Annotated in this window: 13 protein-coding genes; 6 read left to right on the top strand and 7 right to left on the bottom strand. The window is 71.1% G+C overall.

The window, feature by feature from the left end:
* Positions 1-46: 46 nt before the first annotated feature.
* Positions 47-934 carry a LysR family transcriptional regulator gene (locus H5411_RS44720; protein ID WP_101439791.1) on the bottom strand — a complete coding sequence of 296 codons (888 nt, stop codon included), beginning with the start codon at positions 932-934 and terminating at the stop codon, positions 47-49.
* 84 nt (positions 935-1,018) lie between these two features.
* Between H5411_RS44720 and H5411_RS44715 the strand changes: the two genes are divergently transcribed.
* Complete coding sequence (locus H5411_RS44715) at positions 1,019-1,876, top strand: EamA family transporter (protein ID WP_244194866.1); 858 nt, start codon at positions 1,019-1,021, stop codon at positions 1,874-1,876.
* Positions 1,877-1,899: 23 nt separating this feature from the next.
* Positions 1,900-2,526 carry a DsbA family oxidoreductase gene (locus H5411_RS44710; protein ID WP_101439792.1) on the top strand — a complete coding sequence of 209 codons (627 nt, stop codon included), beginning with the start codon at positions 1,900-1,902 and terminating at the stop codon, positions 2,524-2,526.
* Between the two features lie 115 nt (positions 2,527-2,641).
* Here the strand turns inward: H5411_RS44710 and H5411_RS44705 are convergent, their stop codons facing one another.
* A complete protein-coding gene (locus H5411_RS44705) occupies positions 2,642-3,133 on the bottom strand; it encodes a histidine kinase (RefSeq protein ID WP_101439793.1) in 492 nt (163 codons plus the stop codon).
* Between the two features lie 154 nt (positions 3,134-3,287).
* On the opposite strand from H5411_RS44705, the gene H5411_RS48730 reads away from it, so the two are divergent.
* On the top strand, positions 3,288-3,422 hold the full coding sequence (locus tag H5411_RS48730; protein WP_279630039.1) for a hypothetical protein: 135 nt from the start codon (positions 3,288-3,290) through the stop codon (positions 3,420-3,422).
* Between the two features lie 33 nt (positions 3,423-3,455).
* Here H5411_RS48730 and lepB read toward each other — a convergent pair whose 3' ends face one another.
* Both lepB and H5411_RS44695 read right to left on the bottom strand, forming a co-directional pair.
* A complete protein-coding gene (lepB, locus tag H5411_RS44700) occupies positions 3,456-4,340 on the bottom strand; it encodes a signal peptidase I (RefSeq protein ID WP_101439794.1) in 885 nt (294 codons plus the stop codon).
* A gap of 476 nt (positions 4,341-4,816) precedes the next feature.
* Positions 4,817-5,581: a crotonase/enoyl-CoA hydratase family protein gene (locus tag H5411_RS44695; RefSeq protein ID WP_101439795.1), complete on the bottom strand. Its 765-nt coding sequence runs from the start codon at positions 5,579-5,581 to the stop codon at positions 4,817-4,819.
* A 107-nt stretch (positions 5,582-5,688) separates the two neighbouring features.
* Between H5411_RS44695 and H5411_RS44690 the strand changes: the two genes are divergently transcribed.
* Together H5411_RS44690 and H5411_RS44685 are read left to right on the top strand one after the other, a co-directional pair.
* Entirely contained in the window at positions 5,689-6,243 is a 555-nt protein-coding gene (locus H5411_RS44690) for an HD domain-containing protein (protein ID WP_101439796.1), read from the top strand.
* Between the two features lie 85 nt (positions 6,244-6,328).
* Positions 6,329-6,763: a L,D-transpeptidase gene (locus H5411_RS44685; protein WP_101439797.1), complete on the top strand. Its 435-nt coding sequence runs from the start codon at positions 6,329-6,331 to the stop codon at positions 6,761-6,763.
* Here H5411_RS44685 and H5411_RS44680 read toward each other — a convergent pair whose 3' ends face one another.
* Together H5411_RS44680 and H5411_RS44675 are read right to left on the bottom strand one after the other, a co-directional pair.
* The gene (locus H5411_RS44680) at positions 6,764-7,921 is read right to left on the bottom strand and encodes an NAD(P)/FAD-dependent oxidoreductase (RefSeq protein ID WP_101439798.1); all 1,158 of its coding nucleotides are present in this window, start codon (positions 7,919-7,921) and stop codon (positions 6,764-6,766) included.
* Complete coding sequence (locus H5411_RS44675; protein WP_101439799.1) at positions 7,918-8,235, bottom strand: bifunctional 3-phenylpropionate/cinnamic acid dioxygenase ferredoxin subunit; 318 nt, start codon at positions 8,233-8,235, stop codon at positions 7,918-7,920. Before H5411_RS44675 ends, H5411_RS44680 begins: the two co-directional genes overlap by 4 nt.
* A 278-nt stretch (positions 8,236-8,513) precedes the next feature.
* On the opposite strand from H5411_RS44675, the gene H5411_RS44670 reads away from it, so the two are divergent.
* Positions 8,514-9,635, top strand: coding sequence for an aromatic ring-hydroxylating oxygenase subunit alpha (locus H5411_RS44670; RefSeq protein ID WP_101439800.1), 1,122 nt, complete (start codon positions 8,514-8,516; stop codon positions 9,633-9,635).
* Between the two features lie 18 nt (positions 9,636-9,653).
* On the opposite strand, the gene H5411_RS44665 is transcribed toward H5411_RS44670, so the two are convergent.
* A partial coding sequence (locus tag H5411_RS44665; protein WP_183127793.1) for a nuclear transport factor 2-like protein occupies positions 9,654-10,019 on the bottom strand: 366 nt, incomplete at its 5' end.

Here is a 10,019-nt window from a genome sequence, read left to right as displayed (position 1 = left end):
TTCCGCCATGTCGCCTCCTCCGTGCTCGAACCGCTGCGCTCCCATGCTAGTCGCCGGGCAGCAGCCCGAGGACGAGGGCGAGCGGCGGCCACGCGTCCCGTCCGCGCCGGGTGCAGGCGAAGGCGCGCAGCCGGACGTCCGGCCCGGTCAGCGGCAGGACGGTGACGTCGGACCGGGTCGGCCAGGATTCGGGCAGCAGGCCCACTCCGCCGCCCGCCGCGATCAGGTCCTGCACCAGGTCGAGGTTGTCCGCGCGGTGGGTGAACCTCGGGGAGAACCCGGCCATAGACGCCAGCGTCCCGACGACTGTCTCGTCCGCGCCGTTGCGGGAGTTGCCGATCCAGTCGCGGTCGCGGAGCGCGGCGAAGACGTCCAGGGTTCCGTTGCCCCGCAACCGTTTCGCGTCCGCGCGCGGCACCGCGAGACCCCACGGCTCGGCCCACAGCGGACGCACGGCGAGCGACGGATCCGCGGTCGCGGGCGCGAGGTTGTAGTCGTAGGTGAGCGCGAGGTCGATGTCGTCGGTCCGGAGCTGTGCGAGCGCCTCGGCCGGTTCGTGCTCGCTGATCGTCACGCGGACCTGCGGATGCCGCTGCGCGAGCTGATCCGCGACTGGGAGCACGGCGTGGCGTACGCCGGTCCCGAAGCCCGCGACGCGCACGGTTCCGGCGGGTTCGGCTTCGGGATCGAGGTCGACGCGGGCGGCCTCGACCGCGGCCAGGATCGTGACGGCGTGCTCGGCCAGCCGTCGCCCGGCAGGAGTGAGCCGCACGCGGCGGCCGTCCGGTTCGAGGAGCGCGACCCCGGTTTCCTTGGCCAGCACCGAGATCTGCTGCGAGACGGTCGACGTTGTGGTTTCGAGCACGTCCGCGACCGCGCGCATCGAGCCGAGCCGCGACAACTCGAGGAGGAACTGCAGCCTGCGGGTCTCCATCGCTTGATTGTTCACGATATCCGGACAGTACGTCCAGGATTGGCACGTGGACACGAACGGTCCGGATGGGTTCTCCTGGACAGCGTGCTTCCCTCCACTCCCCGGGCCGGCGTCGCCCTCGCCGTCGGCGCCATGCTGTCCGTCCAGCTCGGACTGGCGGTTTCGGTCGGCCTCGCGAACCGGATCGGGCCGACCGGCGTCGCGTGGCTGCGGCTCGCGTGGGCCGGCGTCCTGCTGCTGGTGCTCGTGCGGCCGCGGCCGTCGGCGTTCCGCCGCCCGGCGTTGCTGACGTGCGTAGTGCTCGGCTTCGCGACGGCCGGGATGACGATCCTGTTCATGATCGCCGCGACCCGGCTGCCGCTGGGCACGGCGAGCGCGCTGGAATTCCTCGGCCCGCTGACCGTCGCGATCGTGCGCGGCCGCAACGGAACCCGGGTGTGGCCGGTGCTGGCGGCGGCCGGAGTGGTGCTGCTGACCCAGCCGTGGCAGGGCGGGACCGACCTCGTCGGCCTCGGCTGCGCGCTCGCGGCGGCGGCCTGCTGGGGCGCCTACATCGTGCTGACGCAACGAGTCGGCGACGAGGTGTCGGGCCTGCGCGGGCTGGCGGTGTCGATGCCGGTGGCGGGTCTGCTCGCCACCGTCGTGCACGGGCCTGCGGTGCTGGGCCAGGTGACGTGGCCGCTGCTGCTCGCCGGGCTGGGGCTCGCCGTGCTCGTGCCGGTGGTGCCGTTCAGCCTGGAGATGATGGCGTTGCGCCGGTTGACGGCGTCGGCGTTCGGGACCCTGATGAGCCTGGAACCGGCGATCGCGCTGGTGCTCGGGCTGATCGTGCTGCACCAGGTGCCGAATTTCGCTGCGGCGGCCGGGATCGCGTTCGTGGTGGCGGCGGGCATCGGCGCGGAACGGACCGGGGCGCGGGAACCGGTGAAGACCGCCGTCTAGCGGGCGCGCTCTAGGCTGGCGGCATGCAGGTGGAAATCTGGAGCGATGTCGTGTGCCCGTGGTGCTATCTCGGGAAGGCGCGGTTCGAGAAGGCGCTGGCCGGGTTCGAGCACCGGGACGAGGTGACCGTGACGTACCGGTCGTTCGAGCTCGACCCCGGGCGGACCGGGACCGAACCGCTGCTGGACATGCTCACCGCGAAGTACGGGCCGCAGGCGGGGGAGATGGAGCAGCGGGTCGCCGGGCTCGCCGAGGCGGAAGGGCTCGGCTACCGGACGGACCGGGAAATCGGCAACACCTTCGACGCGCACCGCCTGCTGCATCTGGCTCGCGAGAAGGGCCTGGAGAACGAGATGCTGTCCGCGTTGTTCCGCGCGAATTTCGCCGAGGCTCGGCCGGTGTTCACCTCCGAGGTGCTGACCGATGTCGCCGAGGAGGCCGGATTGCCGCGCGCTGAGGCCGAAGCGGTGCTGGCGGATCCGTCGCGGTATGCGGAGGCGGTCCGCGCCGAGGAGCGGGAAGCCGCGGAACTGGGCGCGGGCGGGGTGCCGTTTTTCGTGCTGGGACGGCGGTTCGGGGTCTCCGGAGGACAGTCCGTGGAGGTTTTCGCGCAGGCGCTCGAAAAGGCTTGGGCCGCTTCCGCCGGGTGATCGCCGGGATTCGACTGCCCGTCTTCAATGCTGAGCGAGCGTGGCTGTCCCGGCGATTTCGGGTGCTGCTGCGGCAATGCCGGTCGCGAAAGGTCCGGACTCGCCGGGGCGACGCTTACTCGGACCAGGTGCTGAGGCGGTTCAGCAGCCGTTCGAGCACCTGCGGGTCCGCGGTGACCGGTTCGCCGGAGACGGGTTCGTCCACCAGCGTGCGCCGGTCGCCCCGGCGCGGCAGCCGGACCTGTCCCGCCGAAATCCCGCCGGGCAGCGGAAGCTCGCACCACGTGGTGCGGCCGCCGCGGTCGCCCTGCCGCACCCCGATCCGCTCGTCGCGAGGCGGGCTCGGGGCGACGAGATCGTCGTCCACCTCGATGACGAGCCGGTCGCCGCGCAGCTGGAGCCGGACGGTCACGAAAGCGGGCGCGGACGGGCTGCTCTGGTCGACGACGTCGCCGACGAGCCGGACCGCGGCGTTCGTGACCTGCTCCAGCATCGGCAAGAGCGACCAGTCGGTCAGGATCAGGCGGACGAACAGCTCGGTGCACGGGACCGCGCTCGGCTGCGCCACCAGCCGGAGGTCGTCCACCTGGGTTGTGCGCGTGCTCAAGCGTCACCTTCCTCCTCGGCGAGCGGTCCGATCGGCCGGGACCGTGCGGGCATCATGCCACCGCCGCCGGGCCGCGCTGCGGCGGGAGGGCGGTGTCCGGGAGAACCGCAGGTCACAGGTCCGGACCACCCAGGCGTCCCGCTGAGCGGTCGCCGTGTCCACAGTGGAGCTCCTGCCGGGCAGGCCCTGCGGCGCGGCGGCCGCCGGACCGGAGGCACGGCTCACCGAGTTCAGCCCCGCATCGCCCACCGTCCGCCGGATCCGGGTGGTGACCCGGCATCCGGCTTGAGACGAGTGCGGGGACGTCCGCGGGGCGGGGAGGTCAGTCGTGCTTGCTCAGCTTCCGTCGCAGACCCCGTCCGGCCGCGAGCGTCGGGAACGCCAGCAGCGCGCCCGCACCGAGCGGGATTCCCTGTTGCCACGCGGGAGCGCCGAGCGCCGCGGGCGCGGCTTGCGGGTCGTGGTCGCTGACGCCGCCCCAGCGCGAGGGCGGCAGGACGATCACGCGCGCCTTGCCGATGACGTCGTCCACCGGGACGGTGCCGTTCACCCCGCCGCCGCCCTGGCAGCGGGAATCGCACGAGTTCTCCCGGTTGTCGCCCATCACCCAGAGGCTGCCCTTCGGGACGGTGACCGGGGCGAACGTCTGGCGCGCCGTCGGCGGCTGCTCCAGCCAGTGCACGTACGGCTCGTCGAGAGGTTTGCCGTCGACCAGGACGCGGCCCTGCGGGTCGCAGCACTGGACGGTCTGGCCGCCGACGGCGATGACGCGTTTCACGAAGTCGCGCTCGTCCGGCGGCGCGAAGCCGACCAGCGAACCGAGGCCGCGCACCGCCTTCGTGAAGATGTTGCCCGATTCCTGCGGGGCGATCTCGTTCGCGGTCCACGGCTGCGGGCCGCGGAAGACGATGACGTCGCCGGGGGCGGGATCGGTGAAATCGTAGGTGACGCGGTCGACGACGACCCGGTCGCCGAAGCAGCCGTCGCATCCGTGCAGCGTCGTCTCCATCGACGCCGACGGGATCAGGAACACCTTCGCGACGAACTGCTGGATCAGGATCGTCAGCACGAGCGCGATCCCGATCAGGATCGGCAGCTCCTGCCAGAACGGACGCTTCCGCCGCGCTTTCCGGGGCGGTTCGTCCGCGCCGGGACGGTCGGATCCGGACTCGCCGGGGGCGGGGACTGGGGGGATCGGGTCGGCCACGCCGTCAGGCTACCCAGATCCGCCCGCCGGACGGCGGACCGCGCGCGGCCACGATCGGGGGGTCGTGCCGGTGGGCGGGACGGCAACCGGAGATTTCGCCCTCAGGGAAGGAAAACGGGCCGGAATCGGGGGAGAGGTTCGGAATCCGGCCGGGGAGCCGGGTCGGACGGGGGAACCGGCAGGAGATGGGGCGGAAACCGGAGCAGCGCGCCGGTCGATCGGGGTCGGAGTGTCCCGGGGCGCGTGCGTCAGAGCCTCGGGAGAAACGCAGCCCGGCGGAGGTGGAGACCCTCGGCTCGCCCTTCGAGCAGCACCGTCGGGGCGTCGTACGGGCGGAGGACCAGCGATCTCGCACCGCGGAGAGACCGGATTGCGCGTCACCGCTGAGGTTCCGGCGAAGGTGAGGGGACCAGCTCAACGGAACGCCGCACCCGCCGACCGCGAAATGCCCTGCTGGCAAAGACAAGCGGCAGCGACTAGTTCTCGAACGACCCGTGCCGCCCGGCTCCCTCGGCGAACCGGGTGGCTCCCGCGAGGGTATCCGCGCTGAGCGACTGAATCCCGTGCCGGAATTCGTTGTCCATCGCGGATTCCTCGCTCAGGGACTCGCTTTCCAGCAAGGCCGCCCGATCCTCCCGCAAGCAGGTCTGCGGGAACGCGGCGATGTCCCGCCCGAGGGCGACCGCGGCGGGCAGCGCCTGCCCGGCGGGCACGACGCGATTCGCCAAGCCGATCCGGTGCGCCTCCTCCGCGCCGACCGGGCGGCCGGTGAGCACGAGATCGAGCGCGTGGCTCCGGCCGATCAGCCGCGGCAGCCGCACCGTGCCGCCGTCGATCAGAGGGACGCCCCAGCGCCGGCAGAACACGCCGAACACCGCCGTTTCGTCCGCGATCCGGAGGTCTGCCCAGATCGCCAGCTCCAGTCCGCCCGCGACGGCGTGCCCGGACACCGCCGCGAGCACCGGCTTGCGCAACCGCAGGCGCGTCGGGCCCATCGGGCCGTCGCCGTCCGGTTCGGTCCGGTTGCCGCGGCCTTCGCTCACCGCCTTGAGATCCGCGCCCGCGCAGAACGTCCCGCCGACGCCGTACAGCACCGCGACCGCGGCGTCCGAGGCGTCGAATTCCCGGAACGCGTCGGCCAGCGCTTCGGCGGTGTCGCGGTCGACGGCGTTGCGGCGTTCCGGCCGGTTGATGCCGATGGTGGTGACCGGACCGTCGCGCTCGACCAGCACTGTGCTCACTCGCGGCCTCCTCGGGGACAAAGCGGTGGACAAAGCGGGTGCCCGGGCAGCATGCCATGCCCCGTAGGCTCCGGCGCGGAGATCGGCACGGGAAGGAGACCGCGGGAATGGACGCCGAAAGCCTGGCCGCGTTCGGGTTCGAACTGGGGGTGCTCAAGCGGGTCCGCCGCGCGGGCTGGTGGCAGGCAGGGGTCCGCGACCCGGAGTCGGTGGCCGAGCACAGCCTCCGCGCGGCGCAGCTGGCCGCGCTGCTCGCCGCCGAGGAAGGCGCGAGCCCCGAGCGCGCGGCGTTTCTGGCGCTGTGGCACGACACTCAGGAGACCCGCACCGGCGACCTGCCGCACACCGCCGCGCCGTACCTGACGAAACCGGAGCCTCGCGCGATCACAGCGGACCAGACCGCGAGCCTGCCGCGCGCGTCGGCGGAAACCGTGCGGGCGGCGGTAGACGAGTACGAAACACGCGAATCGGCCGAGGCGCGATGCGCGAAAGACGCCGACAAACTCGAAATGCTTTTCCAGGCCCTCGAATACCGGGCGACCGGAGTCTCCACAGTGGACGAATGGCTCGCGTCGGCGCAGGCCGGGCTCTTCACCGAAACTGCGAGGCGGGTTGCCGAGGCCGCGCTGGCGACATCGCCACTGGCTTGGCGGTCTCGTTAGAGCTCACCCACATGGGCGCACTTCTGGTTTAGGACTGTCCTCCTTGGGAAAGATCCAAAGAACGACCATCTCGGGGAGGCACAGGATGAACCGGAAAATCACGGCAGTACTGGCCAGTATCGCGGCGATGGCGGCAACGGTCGGCTTCACGGCGAACGCGGAGGCAGCGGGACCGCCGTGCGGCGCCCAGGCGAAGGCGTGCCTGAAGCTCTCGGCGAACACAGCGTGGCTGATGGACCACGGCAAGGTCGCCCGCGGCGGCGTGCCCGTCACCGTCGGCAAGCCCGCGTTCCCGACCCCGGTCGGCACGTTCCACGTGCAGTACAAGGATCTTCACCACTACAGCAAGGAGTTCAACGGCCCGATGCCGTACTCGGTTTTCTTCACCAACACCGGGGTGGCGTTCCATCAGGGCAGTCTGAAGGTCCAGTCGCACGGCTGCGTCCACCTCTCGCACGCGGACGCGGTGGCGTTCTTCAACACGCTGCAGCCGGGCGACGTGGTGCAGGTGGTGCGGTAATCACCCGACGGGCATCGGCCGCCGCAGCGCTTGCCTGCGCAGGCGGCCGAACCCCCTCGGGTTGTTGAGCCCGAACACTGCCACGGTCTGGCCGTCGCGGTGGTAGGTGGCGAGGAAGGACTCGTCGTCCGGGCCGCCGTCGGCAAAGCGCACCTCGTCGTCGGGCGAGGGATGCCCAGCCAGCTGGAGGGTGCCGGCGTACTGATCCGACCAGACGTAACCGCTCGGTTCGTACTCCCGGACCGCCTGCCCGGCCAGCAGATTCGCGACCGCGACAGACGCCTGTTCGCTGGCGTTCGTCCAGTGCTCGTGCCGGGTGCCCGCTGGACCGTACGCCGCGACGTCCCCCGCCGCGACCACGTTCGGCAGCGAAGCGACCAGGCCGGAGTCGGTCCGTACGCCGTTGTCGACGACCAGCCCGGAACCATGGAGCCATTCGACCGCGGGAACCATGCCGATTCCGGCGACGACCACGTCCGCGGGCAGAGTCTCGCCGGTCTCCAGCTCCACCCCGGTGACCCGGCCGGAGAGCGTGGAAAGCCCGGCCACCGAAGCGCCGCAGCGCAGGGTGACGCCGTTCCGGTCGTGCAGGCGCGCGCAGATCGAGCCGAGCTCCGGACCCAGTACGCGGGCCAGAGGCGTCGGCAGCGCCTCCAGCACAGTGACGTCCAAGCCCAAGGCATTGCACGTCGACGCCACCTCGGCCCCGATGAACCCGCCGCCGACGATCACCACGCGCGCGCCGGGGATCAGCTCCTCGCGCAGGGCGAGTGCGTCGTCCAAGGTGCGCAGAACGTGAACTCCGGCAACGGATTCCGTCCCCGGCAAGGCACGGGCGCGCCCGCCGGTCGCGAGCACGACGCCGTCCGCTTCGAGTTCGCCGTCGGACAGGACGAGACGGCCGGTCGACGGGTCGAGACGTTCCGCGCGGGTGCCGAGCCGGACGTCCAGCGAGGCGAGGTCGTCGGCGTCGAGCAGCTCCAGCGACTCGCGCGACGCCGTCCCGGCGAGGAAGGCCTTCGACAGCGGCGGCCGGTCGTAGGGGAGATGCGGCTCTTCGCCGACCAGGACCACGCGGCCGTCGAACCCCTGGGCGCGCAGTTCCTGCGCCGCGCGGGCGCCGGCGAGCGAAGCGCCGACGATCGCGACCGTCTTCACGCAGCGTCCTCGGCGGCGTCGGCGAGCACGTAGATCACGCCCTCGGCGACCTGCACCTGGTAGGTGCGCACCGGCTGCTTGGCGGGCAGGCACGACGGCATGCCGGTGCGGAGGTCGAAGAGCGCCGCGTGCAGCGGACACTCCACGAAGCAGCCCTCGAGCCAGCCGTCGGCCAGCGACGCGTCCTGGTGGGTGCAGGTGTCCCCGATCGCGTACAGCTCGCCGTCGGCGTTGAAGACGGCGATGGGCTCCGGCCCCGCGATCCGGACGGACTCGCCCGGGGGCAGTTCGTCCACAGTGCACGCGCGCAGCATTGATTCCTCCGAAGCTGGGAGTTGTTGCGTATTGAGGAACACCCAACGTGATACGCAACAGAGTCTGAGCGCGCGGAAGGGGTGTCGTCAAGAGGTTACGCGGGCGAGTTTTGCGGAGCGCGGTTCCGGATGAAACCGCTGGTCGAAGGCGGTTCCGGCGAACGGGTGCGGCCAGGGACGGGTGCTTGACAGCGCCCCCGCCGAGCCTCATCTTGTTCCGGAGAGGGCAACAAGACGCGTAATACGCAACATCGAGAACCTCGAGAGGAGCCCTGCCGGTGACCGCGATCGACCTCCCGCAGAGCCTGCTGCCGACTCTGCCCGGGCCGCACTACACCGACCCGGCGATCTTCGCCCGGGAGCAGGAGCGGATCTTCGAAGCGGGATGGTTCTGCGCCGTGCGCAGCGCCGACCTGCCGTCGCCCGGCTCGTTCGAGACCGTGCAGATCGGCCGCGAAAGCGTGCTGATCGCCCGCGGTCGCGACGGGGCTCTGCGCGCGTTCCTGAACGTGTGCCGCCACCGCGGCGCGCGGCTGTGCACCGACGAAAAGGGGTCGGTGAAGCGCGCTTTCCAGTGCATGTACCACGCGTGGACCTACGGCCTCGACGGAAAGCTCGTCGCCGCCCCGAATCTGACCGGGATGCCGGACGTCGACCGCGTCGAGTACGGCCTCACCCGGTTGCATCTGCGCGAATGGCTCGGCTACGCCTGGGTTTGCCTCGCCGAAGAAGCACCGTCCTTTGCGGACACTGTGATGGCCGACGTGAGCGAACGGCTCGGCGGCCCGGGCGAGATCGAGGCGTACGGCATCGAGAATCTGGCGCTGGGCCGGCGCATCGAGTACGACGTGCGCGCGAACTGGAAGCAGATCATCGAGAACTTCATGGAGTGCTACCACTGCGCGACCATCCATCCGGAACTCACCGAGGTGCTCCCGGAGTTCGCGGACGGGTACGCCGCACAGTATTACGTCGGCCACGGCGCGGAATTCGGCGCGGACGTCACCGGGTTCACTGTGGACGGCGGCGACGGCTTGCAGCGGCTGCCCGGCGTCGGCGAGCACCAGGACCGCCGGTACTACGCGATCACCATCCGGCCGCAGGTGTTCGTGAACCTGGTGCCGGACCACGTGATCGTGCACCGGATGTTCCCGCTCGCGCCGGACCGCACCTTGGTCCGCTGCGACTGGCTGTACCTGCCGGAGGTGGTCGAGTCGGGCGCGGACCTGGATCGTTCGGTGGAGCTGTTCCACCGGGTGAACCAGCAGGATTTCGAGGCGTGCGAACGGTGTCAGCAGGCGATGGGCTCGCGCGCGTACGCCCGCGGCGGCGTGCTGGTGCCGAGCGAACACCACATCGGCGAGTTCCATGACTGGGTGCGGGCGCGGACCGGGGAGTAGCACCCGCGCCCGCGCCGGTCAGGGCTGGATGTCCATCTCTGGGCCGATGTACTCGCGCACGCGGACCGCTTTCCCGTCCTTCGCCTCGACGATCTGCACGAGGTGCAGCTTCACCGGGTTGCCGCCGACCTCGATCTCGACGGCCGCCTCGTTGAAGAACCCCTTTTCGGTGAAGGTGACGCCGACCGGGCGGAAGTCCGGCACCGGTCCGTCGCCCGCGCGCTCGTGCACGGCGGCGACCGCCTCGGACACCGTGACCCATTTGTCGTCGGCGCTGTGCCACACGGGACAGTCCTTGACGCAGATCTTGAGGAAGAGGTCGATGTCGGCCAGCGCCTTCACCCAGTTCTCGGCGAGTTCGGCGGTGGCCTGGTCTGGTGTGGT

Origin of the sequence: Amycolatopsis echigonensis, from assembly GCF_014174495.1 — a bacterium.
GTDB lineage: Bacteria > Actinomycetota > Actinomycetes > Mycobacteriales > Pseudonocardiaceae > Amycolatopsis > Amycolatopsis echigonensis.
Note: the sequence above shows the minus strand (reverse complement) of the source record. Positions and strands in the feature narration are given on the sequence as shown.